This window comes from Rhizorhabdus histidinilytica, from assembly GCF_900167915.1.
Taxonomy (GTDB): Bacteria; Pseudomonadota; Alphaproteobacteria; order Sphingomonadales; family Sphingomonadaceae; genus Rhizorhabdus; species Rhizorhabdus histidinilytica.
This window is the reverse complement of the sequence record NZ_FUYM01000007.1, coordinates 108595-130081: the sequence shown is the minus strand read 5'-3', so window position 1 is coordinate 130081 and position 21487 is coordinate 108595. Positions and strand designations below refer to the sequence as shown.

Sequence of the window (21487 nt, the reverse complement as noted above, 5' to 3'; positions counted from 1 at the left end):
CTTCGCGATCAGGCGCCTGCCAGGGCGAACTGCTCCGGCGTCAGCGCCGGGCCCTCGCGCAGCTCGATCAGGATTCCGTCGGGGTCCGACATCATCACCGACCAGGTGTTGCGGGTGCGGCTGACGATCGGATCGGCATGGAAACGGACGCCCTCGACGCTCCACTTCGCATGGATCGCACGGACATCATCGCAGGCGAAGCCGATGTGCGGGCTGCCCACCTCGTTGGCGGGGGAGCCGGTGGTGCGCGCGCCCTGCCCCGCCGTGAACTGGGTCAGCTCCAGGACGAAGCGACCGTCGGTCAGGAAGGCGGCGAGCAGTTCGCCGCCCGCGACACCGGTCATGGATTCCACCACCGCCCCCTTGTGGGGCGCATCGCGCCGCACGACCTTCAGCCCGAAATAGCGCTCGTAGAAGGCGATCGAGCGATCGAGGTCGCCGACCGTCAGGCAGATATGATCGTAGCGCGTCATCATGCCGCTCCTCCTCGGGACATCACGCGATCTCGCGTATCTTCACTTCGGGATGGCGCGCGGCGATCATCCGCTTCATGCCCTCCCGCCAATGGACCCGGCATTCGCAGCCGAGCGCGATGCGCTTGCGATGATCGCCGATCCAGCTCGCCGAGCGCGGCCGGTCGTCATATTCGAAGCGCGGTTCCTTGCCGACCAGCTCGCCGAGGTAACGGACCCAGGTCTCGACCTCGACGCCTTCGTCGCCGCCCCAGTTGATGATCGTCGCCGGCACCGTCGCCTTCTCCAGCAGGATCGGCACATGGCGGGTGATATCGTCCTCATGGATGGGTGCCTGAAACCAGCGCTGGCCGCGCTGCAGCCTGATCGGCTCGTCCGCCAGCAGCGCATCGAGCTGCCGCCCCGGCAGGCCGCCGTCGAAATAGGGCCCGCCATAGGCGACGTTCATCCGGGCGATAACGGTCGGCAGGCCATAGATCCGGCATAGCGAGCGGACCACGCCCTCGGTCGCGGTCTTCGACACGCCGTACATAGGCGCGAAATAGGTGGCCCCGCCGAGCGGCTCGTCCTCGGTGAATACATGCTCGGGATCGGGATGCGCGGCATAGCAGCCCGTCGCCGAAACATGGACGAAGCCCCTGGCGTCCCTGTAGCGCTCCATCAGGAAGGCAGTGCCCTCCGCATTGTCGCGCATCCCTTCTTCCATCGTCGCCGGCTTGGTGTTGGCGGCGGCATGGAAGACATAATCGACCGTCTCCGGCGCCTCCCGGAAATCGCGGGTGACGTAGTCGCCGCGGACGCAGCGGACCCCGGCCGCCTCCAGGCTCTCACGCGATCCGGGCGCGCTGAAGCGGGCGAGTGCGATGATCTCGTTGTCCCCCACCAGCCCGCGCGCGACCGCCCCGGCGAGCTGGCCGGTCGCCCCGGTCACGAGAATGGTCTTGCCGGCAATCGCCATCGGGTCGTCTCCTGTCGGTTCCTGGGCTCGCCGGTTCGCGCGAAGCTCGTCGACGGGATGGTAGGAAGGCCGCCCGATGGCGACAATCTAATTGTTTATATGATTTAACTTTCTACGCGGAGTTATTCGCCGCAATCCGCTGCGCGGCACGCGACGCGCGCCAGAAGTGGAAGGCGGCCCAGAGGTGGAACAGCAGCGTCGCCGCCAGCGCCCAGCGGATCGAATCCGGCGTGCCGATCATGTCGCTGAGCTTGCCGGTCATGAAGGACAGCACGCCATTGCCGATCAGGATCGAGAAGAGTTTGGCGATCGAGAGGACCGAACCCCGCATGTGCGGCTCGGTGAAGCTGACCAGCGTGGCATAGCCAGGGCCGACCACCCCGCCGACGAGCACCGCGAATACCGCCATGGCGACGAGCGCCGCGGTGAGCGTCGGCGCGAGGCACATTGCGACGCCGGTCAATGCGGCAAGCACCGTGAAGGTCGCCGGCACCAGCGCCAGCCGGGCGGATTCGCCGCGCGAGAAACGGTCGGTGACGGGGCCGGCGAGCAGCGATCCCAGGGTCTGCATCAGCCCGATGCCGAGCCCGACCCAGATCGCCGCCCTCTCGGGGGTCAGGCCGTGGATGCGGACCAGGAAGGAGACCGTCCACACCATCACCGAGAACTGCACGCCGGTCGACAGCATATTGCCCCAGATGCTGTGGAGCAGCGGCCGCGACCGCAGGATCCAGCGCGCCGCCACGGCATAGGAGACCGCCCGGCGCGGCCCCTCGGCGGAGGGAGGGTCGAAGCGGCCGCGCTCCGGCTCCTTGCAGGTGAAGACCAGCAGCGCGGCGAGGACCAGGCCCGGCACGCCGGCGATCAGGAACAGCGAGCGCCAGCCGAAATGCATCAGCAGCCAGCCGCCGACCATGAAGGTGATGAACTGCCCGACGGCGGTGCCGGCATAATAGAGGCTGACCGCAGTGCCGCGTCGTTCGCGCGGGAAGAGATCGCTGATCAGCGACAGACTGCCCGGAGAGGCCGGCGCCTCCGACGCGCCGACGCCCATCCGCGCGAGCAGCAGTGCGACATAGTTCTGCACCGCCGCGCCCGCCATGGTGAGCACGCTCCACACCACCGTGGTGAAGGCGAGGAAGCGGCGCCGGTCGAGCCGGTCGAGCAACCAGCCGCCAGGCAGCGCCGCCAGCGCATAAGGGATCGAATAGGCGAAGCCGGTGAGCACCCCGATCTGCGCGTCGCTCAGGTCGAATTCGCGCTTGAGCGGCTCGACGACGACAGAGGGCACGGCGCGGTCGACCGAGCCCATGATGTAGACGAGCACCAATATGCCCAGCATGTACCAGCTGCGTCGGTCGACGCGCGACTCGGCGGTGGAAGAATCGCACATAACCGACGCCTCTCCAGTTTTTTTCTTAGCGTTGTGTAGGAGGGGGTCTTATGGGTGACAAGACCGCCATGCTTGACAAGCGCGGGTTCGACGCCTCCTTCTCAAGACGAACGACAGCGATTTCAGGAACTCCATCGTGCCGCCTTCGGCCAGCAAGCTACGACCCGTGAAACTGGGCGAGAAGGCCGCCAACTATCTCCGCAAGGAAATCGTCGAAGGGCGTTTCAAGGCGGGCGAGAGCCTGCCCAGCGAAACCGAGATGATGGCGATGTTCGGCATCTCCCGTCCCACCCTCCGCGAGGCGATCCGCATTCTCGAGGCGATGGGCCTGGTGGTGATCCAGCGCGGCAAGAACGGTGGCGCCGCGGTACGCCATCCGGCCGTCACGATCACCGCCGCCAACGCCGCCATCTACCTGCAGACCAAGCAGGCGACCCTGCTCGAACTCCAGCGCGCCCGGTCGATGATCGAGCCCGAGCTGGTGCGCGGGCTGGAGGGTCGGATCACCCCGGAGCAGTTCGGGGAGCTGCGCGCGATCCTGGCGCAGGCGCGGGCGGCGATGCACGACGTCGGCGCCTATGTCGGCCGCACCACCGCCTTCCACAGGGTGCTGGTCGGCCTGATGGAGAACCGCGTGCTCGATCTGATCGTCAGCATGATCCACACCATCTACGAACCGATGGTCGCGGCGGCCACGGCGACCAACATGGCGGTCGGCAAGACGGCCTTCCAGCTCGACGTCGCCAGCCAGGAGCATCTGCTCGACCTGATGGAGGCGGGCGACTTCGCGGCGGCCAGCGACTTCTGCCGCTCCAACCTTGCCCGCATCGCCCGCTTCATGGAGGAGAGCGGCGTCGGCAGGGCGATCATCGGCGCACCGGAAACCGACGCTTGATCCGTTCCGGATCGCCGGCCCGACGACATGACTGGGCGAAAAATCATATGAGCCATCCCGCCGCCGTCCGCCTAGTCGCAGGGTCGTCATCCAAGGAGGGACGCCATGCGCTTTGCATTCGGCCACGGATTCTATCCGAAGAAGCTCGACGAATTTAAGCTGCTCAGCCGCACGGCGGACGAGGCCGGCTTCGCGATGGTGATGACCGGCGACACGCCGGCGCTGGTCGGCGACCATTATGTCGGCCTGACCATGATCGCGCTGGAGACCAGCCGGTGCAGGCTCGGCTCCTACATCAGCAACCCGGTCACCCGCCATCCGGCGGTGGCCGCGGCGGGCATAGCGGCGGTCAACGAGATCGCCGGAGGCCGCGCCTATCTGGGCCTGTCGACCGGCGACAGCGGCGTCTACAATCTGGGTGAGAAGCCCGCGAAGCAGGCCGATCTGGAGGAATATATCCTCACCGTGCGCGCACTGCTGGAAAAGGGCGAAGCGACCTATCGCGGCAACAAGGTCCAGTTCGGCTGGTATCATGACCATATCCCGATCTACATGGCGCCCGGCGGTCCCAAGGGCTTGCGCCTCGCCGGCCGCATCGCCGACGGCGTCTTCCTGGAGACGGGCTTCCTGCCCGAGGTGATCGAGGACACGCTTCGCCAGATCGACGAGGCCGCGCGCGAGGCCGGCCGGTCGATCGACGACATCGATATCTGGTGGCACGCCCGCGCCTGCATGGGCAGCTCGCGCGACGCCGCGATCGACACCATTCCGTCGGGACTGCTGGGGATCGGCAACCGCCTCGCCCGGTTCCAGCAGGAGGGCAAGTTCATCCCCGACGCCATCTGGCCGAAGCTACAGGAACTGAAGCGCCGCTACGACTTCATGGGCCACCATGAGACGCCCGGCGCCGCGACGCCGCAGCGCAATGCGGCGATGCTCGACGAGCTGGGCCTGCGCGACTATCTGGCCGACCGCTTCGGCATCCTCGGCACGCCCGACGATTTCGTGGAGCGTATCCGGTCGCTGGAGACGATGGGCATCCGCAACATCGCCTTCACCGCGCTGATGCCCGACAAGCTCGATTTCCTGCACGCCATGCGCGACGCGGTCATCCCACGCTTCTCGATCGACTGAAACGAACAGGGCCGCCTCTCGGGACGGCCCTTTTCCTATCCACGGAGCAGGCAGGTCAGACGCTGGCCGTCCCGTGCCGTTCCTCGATGAGCTGCGCGAACTTGGCGAAGAACTCGTCGGCCAGCTTCTTGGCGACGCCGTTGACCAGCCGTCCGCCGAGCTGCGCCAGCCGCCCGCCGATCACCGCGTCAACGTCGTAGCGCAGCAGCGTGCCGTCCTCCTGCTCGATCAGGCCGACCGTCGCGCCGCCCCGCGCAAAGCCGGCCGCGCCGCCTTCGCCCTGGCCGACGATGCGATAGCCGCTGGGCGGATCGAGGTCGGTGAGGTCGACCGATCCCTTGAAGGTCGCGGAGACCGGGCCGATCTTCACCTTCACCACCGCCGAAAAGCCGCCATTCTCCTTCTGCTCCAGCTCCTGGCAACCGGGAATGCAGGCCTTGAGTGTCTCCGGATCGTTGAGATTGGCCCAGACCGTCTCGCGGCCGGCCGGCAGCACGCTCTCGCCATCCATCTTGAACGCCATAAGAAATCCGCTCCATCGGCTCGGGACGGCTCGTCGCCCCGTCTCCTTCGCTGGCTATCGCGGCACCCGGCCCGCCACAAGCGATCGGCCATACCGAAATCGCCGCCTTTTCGCCGGAAAGGCCCGAATTGAGCGGAATGGGAATCCACTCGGGCAGCAGTTTCCTAAAGGCGGGCGAATCCATCCGGTCGCACCGCGACAAAATTGGGCAGATGGGAATCGCACCCCTATAGTGACCCGGCCGGCATCGACGGCCCGGGCAGCGCCCCGGACAGGGAAGAGGACATATGCGCGAGTTCGGAATAGGCCAGTCGCTGCCGAGGACCGAGGATCTGCGCCTGGTGCGCGGCACCGGCCGCTATACCGACGACATCGCCCCTGCCGGATCGGCGCGGATGTACGTCCTGCGATCGCAGCACGCCTTCGCGCGGATCGGCGGCATCGCGATCGATGCCGCGCTGGAGGTTCCGGGCGTCTTGGCGATCCTGACCGGCGCCGACGCAACGGCCGACGGCCTGGGCGGGTTCACCTCGATGGTCCGTCGCACCGGTCCCGACGGCCAGCCCAATTTCGAACCGCCCTTCGCGGTGATCGCGCGCGACGTCACCCGCTATGTCGGCGAACCCGTCGCCGTCATCGTCGCCGAGACGCTGAACGCCGCGAAGGACGCCGCCGAGCTCATCGAGGTCGACTATGAGGCGCAGCCCTGCGTCGCCGACCTCGCATTGGCCGATGCTCCGGGTGCCCCGCTGGTATGGGAGCAATGCCCCGGCAATCTCTGCGTCCTGACCGAGGTCGGCGACAAGAGCGCCACCGACGACGCCTTTGCCAGGGCCGCGCATGTGGCGCAGGTCGACTTCCGCATCAGCCGGGTCGCGGTATCGACGATGGAACCGCGCACCGCGGTCGCCGAATGGAGCGAGGCGGACCAGCGCTTCACGCTCCACGCCAGCATCCAGAACCCGCATATGAGCCGTGAGCAGCTCGCCGGCGTGCTCGGCCTGCCGTCCCACCGGATCCGGGCCGTCGCGCTCGACGTCGGCGGCGGCTTCGGCCTCAAGGGCGTGCCGCATCCCGAGCTGGCGCTGGTGATGTGGGCGGCCCGCCGGGTCGGCCGGCCGGTCCGCTGGACCTCCGAACGATCCGAGGGGTTCCTGGCCGACTGCCACGCCCGCGACCAGATCGTCCATGCCGAGCTGGCGCTCGACGAGGAGGCTCGCTTCCTCGGCCTGCGGGTCCGGGTGAAGGCCAATTTCGGCGCCTATCTGAGCCTTGCCGGCGTCCATTGCGCACTGGGCAATATCGGCGGCCTCAGCGGCGTCTATGTCCTGCCCGCCATCCATGGCGAGATACGCGGCCTGTTCACCCACACCGTGCCGATCGGTCCCTATCGCGGCGCCGGCCGGCCCGAGGCGTCGATGATGATCGAACGGGTAATCGACGTCGCGGCGCGCGACCTGGGCATGGACCCGGCCGAGCTGCGCCGCCGCAACCTCATCCCCGCCGACCGGATGCCTTATGATACGGGCTTCGTCTTCACCTATGACAGCGGCGATTTCCCGGCGAGCCAGGCCAAGGTCCAGGAGATATCGGACTGGAACGGCTTCGAACGGCGCCGCGCCGGGGCATGGGCGCGCGGCAGGCTGCGCGGCATCGGCATGGCGCATGTGATCGAGATCGCCGCGGGCCAGCTCGACGAGATGGGCGCGATCGAGGTCGACACCAGCGGCGCGATCGCCGTCACCACCGGCATGCAGAACCATGGCCAGGGCCACGAGACGATGTACCGCCAGCTGATCGCGGAATTCATGCACGTGCCCCCCGACAAGGTCAGCGTGCGCGACTGCGACACCGATCAGATTCCTTATGGCTTCGGCACCGGCGGATCGCGATCGGCCGTGGTCGCGGGCTTCCTGCTCGAGACGCTGGCGAGCAAGGTGATCGCCAAGGGCAAGCAGGTCGCGGCGATCATGCTGGAGGTCGAGCCCGACCAGATCGACTATCGCGAGGGCGCCGTCTTCGCCGCGCGCGACAGCAACCGCAGCGCGACGCTGGCCGAGGTCGCCCGCTTCGCGCACCAGCCGATGCACCTGCCCCCCGGCTTCGAGGGCGGGCTGTCGCACCGCCAGATGACCCGGCTGGCGGGCCCGACCTTCCCCAATGGCTGCCATGTCTGCGAGGTCGAGATCGACCCCGAAACCGGCCATCTCGACTTTGTCGGCTATTGGGTGTCGGAGGATGTCGGCAAGGCGATCAACCCGATGATCGTCAAGGGACAGGTCCATGGCGGCGTGGTCCAGGGCCTGGGCCAGGCGCTCGGCGAATATATCCATTATGACGAGGAAGGGCAGCTCGCGACGGGCAGCTTCATGGATTACCAGATGCCCCGCGCGCTCGACATGCCCGCGATCGGCATCGTCAGCAGCGACACGCCGTCGCGCAACAATCCGCTGGGCATCAAGGGCTGCGGCGAGGGCGGCACGGTCGGCGCTCTGCCCGCTGCGATGAACGCGATCGCCGACGCGCTTGGCCCGCTCGGCATCACCAATTTCGACATGCCGGCGACGCCGCAGCGCCTGTGGCGCGCGATCCGCGACGCCGGCGGGATGCCCCATGCGATGGCCGCCGAATGACGGCCGCCATCGCCAACAGGACGGAAGACCGACGATGCCGCTGGTGAACATGACCGTGAACGGCCGCCCCGTTGCGCGGGAGGTCGAGGCCAACACGCTGCTGGTACTGTTCCTGCGCGAGACGCTGCGCCTGACCGGCACCCATGTCGGCTGCGACACCACCCAGTGCGGCGCCTGCGTCGTCCATGTGAACGGCCGCGCGGTGAAGAGCTGCACCACCCTCGCCCTGTCCTGCGAGGACGCCGAGGTCGTGACGATCGAGGGCCTGTCGGACGGCGAAGCGCTGCACCCGATGCAGGCGGCCTTCCGCGAGCATCATGGGCTGCAATGCGGCTATTGCACGCCGGGAATGATCATGAGCGCCGTCGGCATGGTGCGACGGCTCGGCACCGACCTCGATCGCGACACGATCCGCGACGAGCTGGAGGGCAATATCTGCCGCTGCACCGGTTACCAGAACATCGTCGAGGCGATCCGTGCGGGTGCGCTGGCGATGGCCGACCGGCCGGACGCCTGATCCTCGGAGATCACCGATGTATCCGTTCGACTATCATCGCTGCGCCAGCGCCGAGGAAGCCAAGGCGCTTCTCGCCGAACTGGGCGACGGCCGCTTACTCGCCGGCGGACAGTCGCTGCTGCCGATGATGAAGCTGCGTTTTGTCATGACCGGCAACGTCATCGACCTGCGCGACTGCGAGGAGCTGCGCGGAATCGATATCGGCTCGGGTGCCGTCACGATCGGGGCGATGACCCGGCACGTCGACGTCGCCTCGTCGAAGGAGCTCGCCACCGCCCTGCCCGTCCTCGCCGAACTGGCCGGCGGGATCGGCGATCCGCTGGTCCGCGCGCAGGGCACGATGGGCGGATCGATCGCCAACAACGATCCGGCAGCCGACTATCCCGCCGCCTGTCTGGGGCTGGGTGCGACGATCCTGACGACCGCCGGGGAGATCGCCGCCGACGATTTCTTTTTGGGCGTGTTCGAAACCGCGCTGGCGGAAGGCGAATTGGTGACCGGGGTCCGCTACCCCGTCCCCGCCGCCGCGGCCTATATGAAGTTCCGCCACCCCGCGTCGCGCTTCGCGCTGGCCGGTGTGTTCGTCGCGCGGGCGATGGACGGCCTGCGGATCGCGGTGACCGGCGCCGGATCGCAGGGGGTGTTCCGCTGGCACGAGGCCGAGGCGGCGCTGACCGCCGACTTCGCGCCGGAAGCGCTCGACGGCGCCGAACTCGACACCAGCGACCTCAACAGCGACATCCACGCCGACGCCGACTATCGCGGCCATCTGGTCCGCGTGATGGCTGCCCGCGCGGTCAGGAAGATCCTGGCCGCAAACCGCTAGGCGGAGCGCAACCGCCGCAGCGTCAGCAGCAGCATGAGCGCCGCGATCGGCAACAGGGCCAGCCCCAGCGCCTTCATCGGTTCCGGCCCGAAATGCCCACCCAGCAGATAGGCGGTGAAGGGCGCGCTCAGGATCGCGCCGCAATATTGCGCCGTACGGAGCAGGCCGGCCGCCGTGCCGCTGCGGTCCGGCGGCGCGTGGTCGAGCATGCGTTGCTGGTTGACCATGTTGAGCGCGCCGTTGCCGATCCCGAACAGCAGGGTCAGCGCTATCAACCCGGCGAGCGTCGTCGATCCGTCGAGCAGGAACAGTCCGCCGCTCGTCACGATCAGCGATAGCAATCCTGCGATCTCCATCGCGCGTCCCCATGCGCCACGGGTGGGGGCGAGCGAGGCGAGGCTCGACGAGACGGCGACGGGCAGCAGCACCAGCCCCGACTGTTCGATCGGCACATGCAGCCACGCCTGTGCCCATTGCGGAATCGAATAGAAGAGGCAGTAGAGCAGGAAGTTGAGCAGGACGTGATGCGCGTAGGTGCCTGCCAGCGCGCGGTTGGCGATGATCAGCCGAAAATCGATGAAGGGCTCGCGCATCCGCCCCTCGACGATCACCAGCGACGCTGCCAGCAGCGTGGCGGCCACCAGTCCGCCGACATGGACGCCCTTGGCCAGGTTCATCAGGAACAGCATCAGCGCGGTCATCGCCAGGGTGAAGAGCGCGATGCCGGGCAGGTCGAAACGGGCCCGGCTCTCCCGCCGCAGGCGATCGTCGGCCGGCGACAGCCAGATCGCCAGCGCCGCGGTGACGATCGCCAGCGGCAGGTTGATCAGGAAGACCCAGCGCCAGCCGAGCAGGCCGGTCAGCACCCCGCCGAGCGGCGGTCCCACCGCCATCGACGCCGAACTTGCCATCGACAACAGGCCGAGCAGCCGCGCGGGCGGCTCTATGCCGAGATGCTCGGAACGTTGGCGGATCATCACCACCGCGCAGGGAAAGCCAACCGCGGTGCCGAAGCCGATCAACGCGCGCGATGCGATCAGCGTCCAGGGATCGAAGGCGATCGCCCCGAGCACCGCGCCGGCCGCGAGGAACCCCATGCCGCCGAGCAGGGTGCGACGCGCACCCAGCTTGTCCGCGATCCCGCCGAGGACGGGTTGGGCGACCGCCGCCGTCAGGTAGAGCGTGGCGATCAGCCAGGCGGCGATCGCTTCCTGTTGGGGAAAGGCCCGGCCGATCGGCACCAGTGCGGTCGCCAGCATCGCCGAGTTCATCGGGTTCAGCGTCGCCGCCACCAGCAACGGCAGCAGGAAGCGCCGGTCGAAACAAACAAGGGAGGCGGGAGGGGCGGTCCTGTCGGCCATCACCGTCGTTCCGCCCCGGCCCCTGCCCGCCCCGCGCGACCCATGTCGCGCGGGGGCCGGACGATCAGAAGGTCTTGCGCAGCTGTACGCCGAAGGTGCGCGGATCACCCGGGAAGCCGACGTTCCAGCCGAGCGATTCCAGGTTGGTCGCTGCGTTGAGATAGCGTTCCTTGGTCAGGTTCTTGCCGAACACGGCAATGTTCAGGCCGATGCTATCGATATCGTAGGCGATGCGGGCATCGAGCAGCGTGTAGCCCGGCTGCGAAACGCTGGCGTCGTTCTGGCCAAGTTGCGGCCGGAAATTGACCCGGCTGCGATAGGACAGGTTGGCGTTGAACTCGATCGAGCCGTTGGCCACCGGCAGGGTGTAGGAAGTGCCCGCGTTCCAGGTCCATTTCGGCGCCGGGAAGGACAGGTTGCTCAGATCCTGCAGGTTGCCGTTCGCGTCGAGGGCGAAATATTTATCGTATTTGGCCCGGAGATAGGCGGCGCTGCCGTTGATCTGCCATTCGGGGGTGACCTGGGCGATCACCTCGATCTCGCCGCCATAGGGTTTCGCCTTGGCGGCATTGCGGATCAGCGAAACGACCTGGCCGTTGACCGCGTCGCGGATCTGCGCCTGGATGTTCTGGTAATCCTGCCGGAAGACGGCGCCGTTGATGCGCAACCGCCGGTCGAGCAGGTCCGACTTGAAGCCCAGCTCGAAATTGTCGACCACCTCCGGAAGGAAGGGCGTGAAATTGGCGGCGAGCGCCGCTGCGGTCGCGGGCACCGAGCTGGCGGCCTGGATGCTGAAGCCGCCGGCGCGATAGCCCCGGCTGTAGGAACCGTAGACCATCAACTGCGGGATCGGCCGCCAGTCGGCGCTGGCGAGCCAGGTCACCTTCTTGGAAGAGGTCGACGCCGAATAGGTGCAGACCGCCGGATCGATCGAGCCCCCCCCGACGGTGACGAAGCAGGTGTTGCGCGACACCGGCGGCACCGGCGCGTTCGCATAGGAGACGTCCCGGCGGTTGTGCGACGTCACCGCACGATCGTCCTTGGTGTAGCGCAGGCCGCCGGTGAAGCGGACGCCGCCGCCGAAATTATACACGGCCTGCGCATAGGCGGCCTTCGACTTGTTGGTCAGATCGGCATCGACCACCGACGCCCGGCCGGTGTTGACGTAGCTGAGCGCGTTGCTGAACGAGCCTTCGTTGCCGGTCTCCTTGTTGTAGAACAGGCCGAATTGCCAATCGAGGCCGGTGCCGTCGATCGCCGAGGCCTGAAATTCCTGGCTGAAGTTCTTCTGCCGGGTGGTGACGAGCGATTCCTGGATCGCGAAGGGCGTGGAATCGAGATCCTGCCCGTTCGCCACCCGGAGGCGGCGGAGCGCCGAGATCGACTTGAGGGTGACGTCGCCCACCTCATATTCGATCGTCGCCGAGAAACCATAATGCTTGACGTCGTCGACAAGCGGCCCGGTGCCGCTATTGCCGTAGAAGTCACCGCTGTCGCTATACTGGTTGCCCGACCGCGAGAAATAGGTCAGCCACTGGTTGTAGGCCGTCATGCGATCCGCCGCCGACGTCGGATCGAGGCCGAGCTGTGCAGCGATCGACCCCAGCGACCCGGTCGCCGAATTACCGCGCACCAACATCCCGTTATAGGTCAGCAGGACGTTGGTGCTGGTGTTGTTCTGCTTATAATAATCGGCCGACAGCAGGATGTGCAGATCGTCGGTCGGGTCGGCCCGCACCAGCGCGCGGCCGAACCAGGCCCGATCGACGCCGACGTCGACGCCGACGCCATTTTCCCCATAGCCGTCACGATGAATGCGCTGCCCGACGACGCGGACGGCAAGCTTGTCGTCGACGATCGGCAGGTTGAGCGCCGCGACGATCTGCTTGTTGTCATAGGAACCGTAGAGCAGATCGACATAGCCGCCGAGCTGGTAGGTCGGATGCTGGGTGGTGATATTGAGCGCGCCGCCGGTCGTATTCTTGCCGAACAGCGTGCCTTGCGGCCCCTTCAGCACCTCGACCTGGGCGAGGTCGATCATGTTGGAACGCAGGCCGTAGCTGCGCGTGAGCGGAACACCATCGATATAGACGCCCACCGAGCCATCGGTGCTGAGGCGGCTGTCGGCCTCGGTCTGCCCACGAATGGTGAGCTTGGCGCGGCCGCCGGTGTTCTGCGAAGATATGAACAGGCCGGGCGTTACCTTCTGGATGTCGACGACGTCGCGGACGCTGAGACGCTGGAGATTCTCGGCCGTCACCGTGGTGATGGCGATGGGCACATTCTGCGCGCTTTCCGACGACCGGCGCGCCGTGACGACGATGTCCTGAAGGCCCGAGCTGGGCGCGGCGGCCTCCTCGGCGGGTGCGGCCTGCGCAAACGCGGTGCCGGGCGCCACGACGAAACCGATCGCGGTGGCGAGGCGGAGCGCCGATCGCGACGAAAGACAATTGGATTTCAGCATCTTATCTCCTCCCAGGGAAGCAGGCCATTCAGGAATGGGCTTTCGGGACTTTTTTCTTTTTAGGCAGGCCGGCGAACCCGGATGGCCGCCAGTCCAGCAGTCGGAGCCATAACCTCCGGCGCCGGTCCGCATCCAAGACGCGTCTATTGCTATTTAGGCGGACCTGCGAGGACGCCGCCGCAGCGAGGAGCGGCGATCGGCGATCCGCCAGGCGCCATCCTCGAACACGATCTCGTCGCGGAACTCACCGAAGCCGATCAACCGCGGCATGACCCCGCGCCGCGCCGCGAAGATCGCCGTGTGGGTGGCCAGCAGCCGATAGTCGCCGAGGGCGACGACGAAGGGATTCTCGCCGACATGCGTCTCACGCTCCGCACCCGTCCCATGCGCGCCGGCCGCCCAGTTGCGCCGATAGAAGGCCATGATCGCATCGCGCCCCTCGATCACCGGCGCCGCCGTGCCGTTGGAGGTGATCGCCAGCCGCGCGGCGTGCGCCCAGACCTGGGCGAAGCCGGCCTCGTCCTCGGCATCCTTCAGATGCTTGGCCCTGGCGATCAGGTGGCGGGCTGCCTCGCGCTGCTCCGGAGTCGCCTCGCGGGTGCCGGCAAAGGGACCCGTCATGCGCCCTTCCCCCGGCCGGCTTCGCCATAGGCCTGGGTCAGCATGCCGTCGACCGCATGGAGCAGCCGTCCGCCGTCGACCGGGATCACCGCCCCGGTCGTGAAGGAACTCGCGTCGCTGGCGAGGAAGGCCGCGACCGAGGCGATTTCGTCGACCCGGCCGCCGCGCCGCATCGGCAGCCCCGCGATCCGCTCGGCGCCGGCCGCGCTGGCGAACAGCGCCTGGCTGCCGCTCGAGTCGACCATGCCCGGCGCGATGGTGTTGGCGCGAACGTTGCTGCGACCAAATTCCGCCGCGTAGTTCTTCATCATCTGCCATTCGGCGGCGCGGGCGATGGTTGCGCTCGATCGTTCGGTGGTGGCTTCGAACACCGAGCCTGAGCCGATGTAGATCAACGATCCGCCGCCCGCCGCGACCATGTGCGGGATCACCATGTTCGACAACCAGAAGCGGCTCCGGAAGATATAGGTGAGCTGTTCTTCCAGCACCGCATCCGGCGTATCGATCGAGGGGCCGATCCAGGGGCGGATGGTGGGCGAACAGAGCAGGGTCGTGACGGTACCGAACCGCGCCAGCGCGAGATCGACCAATGCGCCCAGATGCGCCTTGTCGCCGATGTCGCCGGCCAGCGCCGCCGCGATCGCCCCACCCCCGCCTCGGCCGCCGAAGCGTGCATTGAGATCGGCCGCGACGGCGTCGAGCGCGGATGCGGTCCGGCTCGTCAGGATCAACCGCGCTCCACTTGCGGCGAAGCGCTCGGCGCAGGCCGCGCCCATGCCCTGGGTCGCGCCGGTGACGATGGCGACGCGGCCCGACAGATCGAAACGGTGGTGGTCGAAACGGTCCTGGCTCAAGGCTTCCTCTTCCATCGCGCGGCGCGGGGCAGATCGTCTATTCGTGCAGATAGGACAGGACGCCGCCGTCCACCTGGATGGTCTGTCCGGTGATATAGCGTGCGGCCTCGCTGACGAGATAGGCGACGATGTTGGAAATATCGGCCGGCTCGCCCAGATAGGGCGTCAGCACGTTGCCGCGCGACTGCGCCAACCGCTCCGGGCTCAGTGTCGACAGCATCCGGTCGCTCTGGATCGTGCCCGGCGCCACCGCGTTGCTGCGGATTCCCTTCTTGCCATAAGCGACGGCGATGTGCCGGCTGAGCATGATCAGTCCCGCCTTCGACGTGCCATAGGCGACACGGCGTCCCGACCGCGGCGGCGCCACTCCCTGGCGCGAGACGATGGTGACGACCGATCCGCCGCCGCCGTCGATCATCGCCGGGATCAGCGCGCGCGAGACGAGCAGGCTGCCGCGCAGGTTGACCGCCATCGTCCTGTCCCAGACGGCGAGGTCGGTCGACAGCAGGTCGAGGTCCCCCGCCACGTCGGTATGCGCGGCGTTGTTGACCAGCGCATCGATCCGGCCGAAGCGGTCGAGCACCGCCCGCGCCATCACCGCAACCGACGCCTCGTCCGCTATGTCGCAGGCGAAGCCCCGCGCCGCGTCGCCGATCTCGCTCGCCCGAGCGCCGGCCGCCGTCCCGTCGATGTCGACGATGGCGATACGCGCGCCGAGGCGGGCACACAGCGCCGCCATGTCGGCCCCCAGCCCTCCGCCGCCGCCCGTGATCAGGACGACCTTGTCCTTCAGGTCCAGCATGTTCCCCTCGTCCCGATCAGCGCCCGGGGCGCTGCCCTTCCATCTGAGTCCAGACGCCCGTCGTCGCCCGCACCCAGCCCGAAGCCGCGAAGGTGCCGCCATCGACCGGAATGATGTCGCCGGTCACATAAGAGGCCATTTTCGAGCAGAGGTAGACGACGAGGTCGGCGCATTCGACATCCTCGCTTTCGCGCAGCAGCGGGATGACGCGGCGCATCTTGTCGTCCTCGTCGGGCGTCGGCACCCGCCATGTCGCCGGATCGACCGGCCCCGACCGGTTGCCGCGCCCGCCGGGGGTGATCGTATGGTCGGGCGCGATGCAATTGACCCGGATCGCATGTCCCGACAGTTCCAGCGCCATCGACTTGGTAAAGCTCACCATCGCCGCCTTGCATGCTGCATAGACCGCGACATTGGGGCCGGCGCGCAGCGCTTCGATCGATGCCACGTTAACGATCGATCCGCCCCGGCCACCCCGGATCATGATCGGCGCGGCTTCCTGCGTGGCACACAGCATGCTGACGAAATTAAGGTCGATGTGGCGTCGCCAGCTTCGCTCGCTCTGCTCCAGGAAAGGCTTGTAGGCGACCCCGCCGACATTGTTGACGAGGATGTCGATCCGCCCGAACGCCTCGTCCGCGGCCGCGATCAGCGCGCGGATCCGGTCGGTTTCCATCATGTCGATGGGGAAGGCCAGCGCCCGCCGGCCGCGTTCGCGCACCCGCTCGGCGGCCTCCTCGCACCGCTCGGGGACGATGTCGGCGATCACCACGTCGGCGCCGAACTCGGCGAGGCGCAGCGCGCAGGCCCGGCCTATGCCGCCGCCGCCGCCCGTCACCACGGCGACCCGATCGGTCAGCAGAATGTCTTCGGGTCCCGCCAAGACACCACTCCTTGCCCTATGCACCGGTTCGATTGACGCGGCGTCGGTTTATCCTAATGCTGAGGGAGCATCGTTCAGGATATCGCGAGCACTATGGCACGGCCGAAACAGAATCTTTATGGGCAAGAAATGGGCAGTAAGGGGATTTTGACCCGAGCCCGGATCGTCGCCGCCACCGCCAACCTGATGCAGCGCCGTCCGCTTCGCGAACTGCGAGTCGCGGAGATTGGACAGATGGCGGCCGTATCTTCGTCTACCTTCTACCTCTATTTCGAGAGCGTGGCCGAAGCCGGCCTCGCCGTCGTCGAGGAAGTGCAGCAAGCGACCCCGGAGTTGATGGCGCTGCTCGCCACCGAGTGGACGGCCGACAATGTCATGGCCAAGGCCAAGGCTTTCGTTCAGGCCTATATGGCGGTCTGGGACACCCATCATGCGCTGCTGCGCATCCGCAACTTCGTCGCCGACGAGGGCGACAAGCGCTTCCACGACGTACGCCGCCGCGCGGTCGAACCGATCCACCTCGCGCTGCAGGAAAAGATCGAGGCGCTCCAGGCGGACCTGCCGCCCGACCAGCGGCTCGACCCGCCATCGACCGCATCGGTCGTGCTTGCCATGCTGGAACGAACGGCAGCGCTCGTTCGCCTGCCGTCCGCGCACAAGGCGACGCGCCCCCGCCAGATCGAGACGACGGCCTTCCTGCTCGCCAGCGCGTTGATGGGCGGCATGCCGCGCGATGTGAAGAACGCGCGCAAGAGCCCGGCGAAACCGGCCGGCCAGCAGCGCCCCGCCCGCCGGCGCGCCCGGCAGGCCGAGGACGGCACGACCGGCGCCTGAGCGCTGCGGCATGGTCCGGGCCGTCAGGCCATGGCCGTGCGCAGCGACCTCCATTGCTCCGCGAGGACATCCCGCATCGTGGGATCGGCGATCGCGATCAGCGCCTCCGCCCGCGCGTCGAGCGAGGCATGGCGCAGATCGGCGACGCCATGTTCGGTGACCACCACGTCCGCGAGGTTGCGGGGCAGCGAGACCGAGGGACTCGACAGCCGCGCGACGATGCGGCTGATCGTCCCGCCCTTCGCCGTGGCGGGCAGCATCGTGATCGACCGCCCTCCCGGCGAGCCGATCCCTGCCGCCGCGAAATCGGGCGCTCCGCCGGCGCCACTGACCGGCCGGCCGCCCTGCCATTCGAGGTTGACCTGGCCGAACAGGTCGACCTCGAGCGCGGAATTGGCGGCGAAGAATCGCTCCTCCCGCCCGATCCGACCGGCGTCGTGCGTCTCGCGCGTGTCGGCGAAGCGGATCAGGTCGCGATCGGCGAGCGTCCGGTAGAAGCCCTCGCTCCCCGCCGCGATGCCGGCGACATGGCCGTCCGACGCCAGCGCACCGCGATCGGCCAGGGCCAACAGTTCCTCGCTCGCCAGGCCGGAGCGCAGGCGCAAGCCGCGATGATCGCCCAGCGCCGCCCAGAGCGCGGCGGGCGCCCCGCCGATGCCGACCTGCACCGCCGCGCCGTGGGGGATCAGCGCCGCGACACGGCCGGCGATCGCCCGCGCCGTCGCGTCGGGCCGTGCGGGCGCGACCTCGACCAGCGGTCCGTCGAGCTCCACCACGAGATCGGCCTCGGCCAACGCGATCGACGAGCCACGCCGCATCGACGGCATGTGTGGATTGACGATCGCGATCCGCTGGCGCGCGGCGTTCCAGGCGATCGGCGAGAAATCGGCCGCGATGCCGAACGACGCGCGGCCCCCGGCATCGGGCGGCGCGACGTGCGCGATCGCGACGTCGAACGCGGCGGCGGCGATGTGGCGCGCGATCGCCGAATAGGCGAGCGGCAGCAGCCGTACCCGCCCTTGCGCGAAGGATTCCCGTGTGGCGGCGGGCAGCATGAAGACGGTCAGGCGCGCATCGGGCGCGAGCCCGGCATAGTCGACGCCGTTCATGCCGGGCAGCAGGCAACTCGTCACCTCGACGCCGCGCAGCCGGTCGGGATCGGCCGCCAGCGCCTGCGCCAGCGCGAGGCTCTCGCCGGTGGCGCCGGGCAGGTAGACGGAAGCGCCGGGCCGGAAACGGTCGAGCAGATCGGCAATCGGCATGCGGCGGCCCCTTCTCCCCGCAGGGTCGTGAGACGCCTACTCTATGACCGCAGCATGGGCAGCCCAAGGAAGAGCTGTTCATGGTTGAGGGATCATAGCCGATAATGGAGCTTTCCTGATGGCTGCGCTCCACGACGGACGGAGATAGCATCCTCGCCGACGCCCCCGAGGACAGGACGCGATGCACGGCTTCGAAGGAAAGAACGACGGCGATGCCGCACGGGGTGCGGCGAACCGCTGGTGGGCGCTCGCGCTGCTGACCGGCATCTATTGTTGCCACACCATCGACCGCCAGGTCATCGCGGTGGTGATGGAGGCCGTGAAGCACGACCTGAAGCTCAGCGATTCCTATGTCGGTTTCCTCGGCGGCATGGCGCATGCGCTGGGCTTCATGGTCACCGTCATTCCGCTCGGCCTGCTCGCCGACCGGGTCAACCGCGTCCGGCTGCTGTCGGGGCTGGTGATGCTGTGGAGCATGCTGACCGCGCTCGGATCGCTCGCCTCCAACGCCCTAACCCTCGCCCTGCTCCGGCTCGGCGTCGGCGCGGCGGAGGGCGGCGGCGCATCCACCGCCACCGCGCTGATCGCCGATCATTTCGCCCCGCGACAGCGCGGCCTCGCCTTCGGCATCTTCTATGCCAGCACCGCGCTCGGCATGGCACTGGTCTTCCTGTTCGGCGGGATGGTGGCGCATGCCTATGGCTGGCGGGCGGCGTTCCTGCTTGCCGGCATGCCGGGCATCGTCATGGGCCTGCTGACCCTGCTGACGCTGCGCGAACCGCGGCGCGGCCAGCTTGACGATGCGGGCCCGGCGCCGAAGCGCACGTCGTTCCGGGCGGCCTTCCGGGCGATGCGCGCCGAGCCCGCCTTGCCCTGGTCGATCGCCGGCGTCACGCTCGGATCGTTCGTCGTCGCCGCCGTATTCGCCTGGTCGGTCTCCTTCTTCGGCCGGGCACACGGCACCGACGTCCGCGACGCGGGGCTGATCCTCGCACTGTCGATCGGCGTGATCCAGGGGCTATGCCTGCCGGTCTTCGGTCGCCTCAACGACCGGCTGTCGCGCGGACGGCGCGATCGCATCCACCTCGTCACGACCTGCGGCCTGCTGGCGAACGTGCCGGTCGAGCTGGCGCTGTTCCTGTCGCCCACCCTGCCGATGGCGATCGCGGCCATGCTGCTGCTGGGCGTCACCACCGCCGCCTGGCTGGGCCAGTGCTTCGGCTCGGTCGTCTCGCTGTCGCCGCCCGAGGTGCGCGGCACCATCTCCGGGATCACCCAGCTCTGCACCAACCTGCTCGGCACGGGGGCCGGCCCGCTCGCCGCCGGGCTGCTCAGCGATGCACTGGGCGGCGGCGAAGCGGGGTTGCGGACGGCGCTGATCGTCGTGGCGCTGGGCAATGTCCCGGCGGCGCTGACACTGGTCGCGGCGACCCGCTGTCTGCGCCGACCGGAAACGGCCGGCGGCACAGCGGTCTCGGCAATCGCCTGACCCTCAGAAGATCGAATAGCCCCCGTCGATCACGAAATCGTCGCCGGTGTGGAAACGCGATGCGTCGGAGGCGAGATAGACGGCGATGCCGCCGAAATCGGCCGGTTCGCCCCAGCGGCGCGCGGGGGTACGCCTGACCACCGCGTCGGACGCGCCGCCATCCTCGCGCGCCCAGGCGGTGCGGTCGGTGGCGATCCAGCCGGGCGTGATGGTGTTGGCGCGGATGCCGTGGCGGCCATATTCGACCGCGATCGAGCGGATCAGCGGCACCATCGCGCCCTTGGTCGCGGCATAGGCCTGGTTGCGCGAAACGCCCTGGAAGGTGGCGATCGTCGAAAGGCCGATGATCGATCCGCCCGGATCGCCGGCGCGAGCCCGCTCGGCCATCGTCGCGGCGGCGGCCCGCAGGCACCAGATCGTGCCTTCAAGGTTGATCGCGACGACGTCGCGCAGCGTGGCCGCATCGATGTCGTCGAAGGGCGTGCCGCGCTTGCCGATCGCGGCGTTGGCGATGAAGCAGTCGACCCGCCCCATCTCCGCGACCGAGCGGGCCATGGCGTCGTCCACCGCGGCGCGGTCGGAAATGTCGAGGGCGATATCGAGCACCTTGGCCCCCATCGCCCGCAACGCCGCAGCGGCGGCGGCATTCTTGTCGGCCTTGCGCCCCCAGATCACGATGTCGGATCCGGCCTGCGCCAGCGCCGCCGCCATGCCGAAGCCGATCCCGCCATTGCCGCCCGTCACCAGGCTGACCTTGCCGGTCAGGTCGAAGGGACGGAACCCCATGGCGGCCGCCTCCCGCGCGTCGGTCAGGGGCGCATCATCTGGCCGCCGTCGACCGACCAGATCTGGCCCGTGACCCAGGAGGCTTCTTCGGACAGCAGGAACAGCACCGTATTGACGATGTCCTGCGTCTGCCCGACGCGTTTGAGCGGCAAGGTGTCGAGCAGCCCTTGCAATCGCTCAGGCGCAACCGATGTGCGGGTCGCCATCGTATCGGTCGGCCCGGGTGCGACCGCGTTGACCCGGATGTTCTGCGGCCCCAGCTCCTTGGCGAGGGCGATGGTGAGGCCGTTCACGCCGAGCTTCGACAGGCCGTAATAATTGCCCGCATACCAGGCAGCGCTCGACGACTGGTTGAGCACCACTCCGCCGCCGCGCGCGACCAGCGCGGGATAGGCGGCGCGCGTCATCAGCAGCACGCTTTCGAAATTCACCGCCATGAAGCGGCGATAATAAACGAGGTCGATCTGCATCCACGGCTCGCGCCGCATGCCCGCGAAGATCGCAGCATTGTTGACGAGATAGTCGAGTCCGCCGAACGCCTCGACCGTTGCGTCGACGCAGGCCTGGCACGAATCCTCCGACGAGACGTCGGTGGCGAGGTGGATCGCCTTGCCGCCCGCGGCGACGATCTCCTCCGCCACGCGCCTGGCGTTGTCGGCGTTGATCTCCGCGACCACGACCGCCGCGCCCTCGGCGGCGATCGCCTTGGCATAATGCTCGCCGATGCCCTGGCCCGCGCCCGTGACGATCGCCACCTTGTCCTTGAACCGCATGATCCG

The 21487-nt window shown here is 68.1% G+C and carries 20 protein-coding genes; 7 read left to right on the top strand and 13 right to left on the bottom strand.

The genetic code is table 11. The annotated features are described in order from the left end of the window. Nucleotides 1–8: 8 nt before the first annotated feature. The 3 genes from B5X82_RS16185 to B5X82_RS16175 all read right to left on the bottom strand — a co-directional run bounded on the left by B5X82_RS16185 (nucleotide 9) and on the right by B5X82_RS16175 (nucleotide 2824). Nucleotides 9–476 carry a VOC family protein gene (locus B5X82_RS16185; protein WP_079649215.1) on the bottom strand — a complete coding sequence of 156 codons (468 nt, stop codon included), beginning with the start codon at nucleotides 474–476 and terminating at the stop codon, nucleotides 9–11. Nucleotides 477–495: 19 nt separating this feature from the next. Next, the gene (locus B5X82_RS16180; RefSeq protein WP_079649214.1) at nucleotides 496–1431 is read right to left on the bottom strand and encodes an NAD-dependent epimerase/dehydratase family protein; all 936 of its coding nucleotides are present in this window, start codon (nucleotides 1429–1431) and stop codon (nucleotides 496–498) included. Between the two features lie 112 nt (nucleotides 1432–1543). Further along, a complete protein-coding gene (locus tag B5X82_RS16175; protein WP_079649213.1) occupies nucleotides 1544–2824 on the bottom strand; it encodes an MFS transporter in 1281 nt (426 codons plus the stop codon). A gap of 136 nt (nucleotides 2825–2960) precedes the next feature. Here B5X82_RS16175 and B5X82_RS16170 point away from each other — a divergent pair, with 136 nt between their 5' ends. Both B5X82_RS16170 and B5X82_RS16165 read left to right on the top strand, forming a co-directional pair. After that, complete coding sequence (locus tag B5X82_RS16170) at nucleotides 2961–3719, top strand: FadR/GntR family transcriptional regulator (RefSeq protein ID WP_079649212.1); 759 nt, start codon at nucleotides 2961–2963, stop codon at nucleotides 3717–3719. 105 nt (nucleotides 3720–3824) lie between these two features. Next, a complete protein-coding gene (locus B5X82_RS16165; RefSeq protein ID WP_079649211.1) occupies nucleotides 3825–4853 on the top strand; it encodes an LLM class flavin-dependent oxidoreductase in 1029 nt (342 codons plus the stop codon). Between the two features lie 55 nt (nucleotides 4854–4908). Here the strand turns inward: B5X82_RS16165 and B5X82_RS16160 are convergent, their stop codons facing one another. Next, nucleotides 4909–5376, bottom strand: coding sequence for a CoxG family protein (locus B5X82_RS16160; RefSeq protein ID WP_079649210.1), 468 nt, complete (start codon nucleotides 5374–5376; stop codon nucleotides 4909–4911). A gap of 287 nt (nucleotides 5377–5663) precedes the next feature. Here B5X82_RS16160 and B5X82_RS16155 point away from each other — a divergent pair, with 287 nt between their 5' ends. From B5X82_RS16155 to B5X82_RS16145, 3 genes are read left to right on the top strand one after another with little or no spacing between them, the layout of a single operon-like run. Further along, complete coding sequence (locus B5X82_RS16155; protein ID WP_079649209.1) at nucleotides 5664–8009, top strand: xanthine dehydrogenase family protein molybdopterin-binding subunit; 2346 nt, start codon at nucleotides 5664–5666, stop codon at nucleotides 8007–8009. Between the two features lie 34 nt (nucleotides 8010–8043). After that, nucleotides 8044–8526, top strand: coding sequence for a (2Fe-2S)-binding protein (locus B5X82_RS16150; protein ID WP_079649208.1), 483 nt, complete (start codon nucleotides 8044–8046; stop codon nucleotides 8524–8526). A gap of 16 nt (nucleotides 8527–8542) precedes the next feature. After that, nucleotides 8543–9352, top strand: a complete 810-nt coding sequence (locus B5X82_RS16145) for an FAD binding domain-containing protein (protein ID WP_079649207.1) — start codon at nucleotides 8543–8545, stop codon at nucleotides 9350–9352. Here B5X82_RS16145 and B5X82_RS16140 read toward each other — a convergent pair. The 6 genes from B5X82_RS16140 to B5X82_RS16115 all read right to left on the bottom strand — a co-directional run bounded on the left by B5X82_RS16140 (nucleotide 9349) and on the right by B5X82_RS16115 (nucleotide 16337). Beyond that, the gene (locus tag B5X82_RS16140; RefSeq protein ID WP_079649206.1) at nucleotides 9349–10713 is read right to left on the bottom strand and encodes an MFS transporter; all 1365 of its coding nucleotides are present in this window, start codon (nucleotides 10711–10713) and stop codon (nucleotides 9349–9351) included. The two genes, B5X82_RS16145 and B5X82_RS16140, sit on opposite strands and share 4 nt — an antisense overlap. Before the next feature lie 64 nt (nucleotides 10714–10777). Further along, on the bottom strand, nucleotides 10778–13177 hold the full coding sequence (locus B5X82_RS16135; RefSeq protein ID WP_176152593.1) for a TonB-dependent receptor: 2400 nt from the start codon (nucleotides 13175–13177) through the stop codon (nucleotides 10778–10780). A 153-nt stretch (nucleotides 13178–13330) separates the two neighbouring features. Further along, complete coding sequence (locus tag B5X82_RS16130) at nucleotides 13331–13798, bottom strand: nuclear transport factor 2 family protein (RefSeq protein ID WP_079649204.1); 468 nt, start codon at nucleotides 13796–13798, stop codon at nucleotides 13331–13333. Further along, nucleotides 13795–14652, bottom strand: a complete 858-nt coding sequence (locus B5X82_RS16125; RefSeq protein WP_176152592.1) for an SDR family NAD(P)-dependent oxidoreductase — start codon at nucleotides 14650–14652, stop codon at nucleotides 13795–13797. The genes B5X82_RS16130 and B5X82_RS16125 overlap by 4 nt, the downstream gene beginning before the upstream one ends. A gap of 37 nt (nucleotides 14653–14689) precedes the next feature. Then, nucleotides 14690–15454, bottom strand: a complete 765-nt coding sequence (locus B5X82_RS16120; RefSeq protein ID WP_176152591.1) for an SDR family NAD(P)-dependent oxidoreductase — start codon at nucleotides 15452–15454, stop codon at nucleotides 14690–14692. A gap of 16 nt (nucleotides 15455–15470) precedes the next feature. Further along, nucleotides 15471–16337: an SDR family NAD(P)-dependent oxidoreductase gene (locus tag B5X82_RS16115; protein ID WP_125723868.1), complete on the bottom strand. Its 867-nt coding sequence runs from the start codon at nucleotides 16335–16337 to the stop codon at nucleotides 15471–15473. Between the two features lie 147 nt (nucleotides 16338–16484). On the opposite strand from B5X82_RS16115, the gene B5X82_RS16110 reads away from it, so the two are divergent. Then, nucleotides 16485–17171, top strand: a complete 687-nt coding sequence (locus B5X82_RS16110) for a TetR family transcriptional regulator (RefSeq protein ID WP_176152590.1) — start codon at nucleotides 16485–16487, stop codon at nucleotides 17169–17171. A 23-nt stretch (nucleotides 17172–17194) separates the two neighbouring features. Here B5X82_RS16110 and B5X82_RS16105 read toward each other — a convergent pair whose 3' ends face one another. Continuing rightward, nucleotides 17195–18433, bottom strand: a complete 1239-nt coding sequence (locus B5X82_RS16105; protein WP_079649200.1) for an acetyl-CoA hydrolase/transferase family protein — start codon at nucleotides 18431–18433, stop codon at nucleotides 17195–17197. Nucleotides 18434–18614: 181 nt separating this feature from the next. Between B5X82_RS16105 and B5X82_RS16100 the strand changes: the two genes are divergently transcribed. Next, nucleotides 18615–19922 carry a spinster family MFS transporter gene (locus B5X82_RS16100; RefSeq protein ID WP_079649199.1) on the top strand — a complete coding sequence of 436 codons (1308 nt, stop codon included), beginning with the start codon at nucleotides 18615–18617 and terminating at the stop codon, nucleotides 19920–19922. A gap of 3 nt (nucleotides 19923–19925) precedes the next feature. Here B5X82_RS16100 and B5X82_RS16095 read toward each other — a convergent pair whose 3' ends face one another. Both B5X82_RS16095 and B5X82_RS16090 read right to left on the bottom strand, forming a co-directional pair. After that, complete coding sequence (locus tag B5X82_RS16095) at nucleotides 19926–20708, bottom strand: SDR family NAD(P)-dependent oxidoreductase (protein WP_079649198.1); 783 nt, start codon at nucleotides 20706–20708, stop codon at nucleotides 19926–19928. A gap of 23 nt (nucleotides 20709–20731) precedes the next feature. Next, nucleotides 20732–21481 carry an SDR family oxidoreductase gene (locus tag B5X82_RS16090; RefSeq protein ID WP_079649197.1) on the bottom strand — a complete coding sequence of 250 codons (750 nt, stop codon included), beginning with the start codon at nucleotides 21479–21481 and terminating at the stop codon, nucleotides 20732–20734. Nucleotides 21482–21487 lie beyond the last annotated feature (6 nt).

Coding starts and splice junctions, on each gene's coding strand:
- B5X82_RS16185 (WP_079649215.1), bottom strand. CDS start 476: ATGATGACGCGCTACGATCATATCTGCCTGACGGTCGGCGACCTCGAT.
- B5X82_RS16180 (WP_079649214.1), bottom strand. CDS start 1,431: ATGGCGATTGCCGGCAAGACCATTCTCGTGACCGGGGCGACCGGCCAG.
- B5X82_RS16175 (WP_079649213.1), bottom strand. CDS start 2,824: ATGTGCGATTCTTCCACCGCCGAGTCGCGCGTCGACCGACGCAGCTGG.
- B5X82_RS16165 (WP_079649211.1), top strand. CDS start 3,825: ATGCGCTTTGCATTCGGCCACGGATTCTATCCGAAGAAGCTCGACGAA.
- B5X82_RS16160 (WP_079649210.1), bottom strand. CDS start 5,376: ATGGCGTTCAAGATGGATGGCGAGAGCGTGCTGCCGGCCGGCCGCGAG.
- B5X82_RS16155 (WP_079649209.1), top strand. CDS start 5,664: ATGCGCGAGTTCGGAATAGGCCAGTCGCTGCCGAGGACCGAGGATCTG.
- B5X82_RS16150 (WP_079649208.1), top strand. CDS start 8,044: ATGCCGCTGGTGAACATGACCGTGAACGGCCGCCCCGTTGCGCGGGAG.
- B5X82_RS16145 (WP_079649207.1), top strand. CDS start 8,543: ATGTATCCGTTCGACTATCATCGCTGCGCCAGCGCCGAGGAAGCCAAG.
- B5X82_RS16140 (WP_079649206.1), bottom strand. CDS start 10,713: ATGGCCGACAGGACCGCCCCTCCCGCCTCCCTTGTTTGTTTCGACCGG.
- B5X82_RS16135 (WP_176152593.1), bottom strand. CDS start 13,177: ATGCTGAAATCCAATTGTCTTTCGTCGCGATCGGCGCTCCGCCTCGCC.
- B5X82_RS16130 (WP_079649204.1), bottom strand. CDS start 13,798: ATGACGGGTCCCTTTGCCGGCACCCGCGAGGCGACTCCGGAGCAGCGC.
- B5X82_RS16120 (WP_176152591.1), bottom strand. CDS start 15,454: ATGCTGGACCTGAAGGACAAGGTCGTCCTGATCACGGGCGGCGGCGGA.
- B5X82_RS16105 (WP_079649200.1), bottom strand. CDS start 18,433: ATGCCGATTGCCGATCTGCTCGACCGTTTCCGGCCCGGCGCTTCCGTC.
- B5X82_RS16100 (WP_079649199.1), top strand. CDS start 18,615: ATGCACGGCTTCGAAGGAAAGAACGACGGCGATGCCGCACGGGGTGCG.
- B5X82_RS16095 (WP_079649198.1), bottom strand. CDS start 20,708: ATGGGGTTCCGTCCCTTCGACCTGACCGGCAAGGTCAGCCTGGTGACG.
- B5X82_RS16090 (WP_079649197.1), bottom strand. CDS start 21,481: ATGCGGTTCAAGGACAAGGTGGCGATCGTCACGGGCGCGGGCCAGGGC.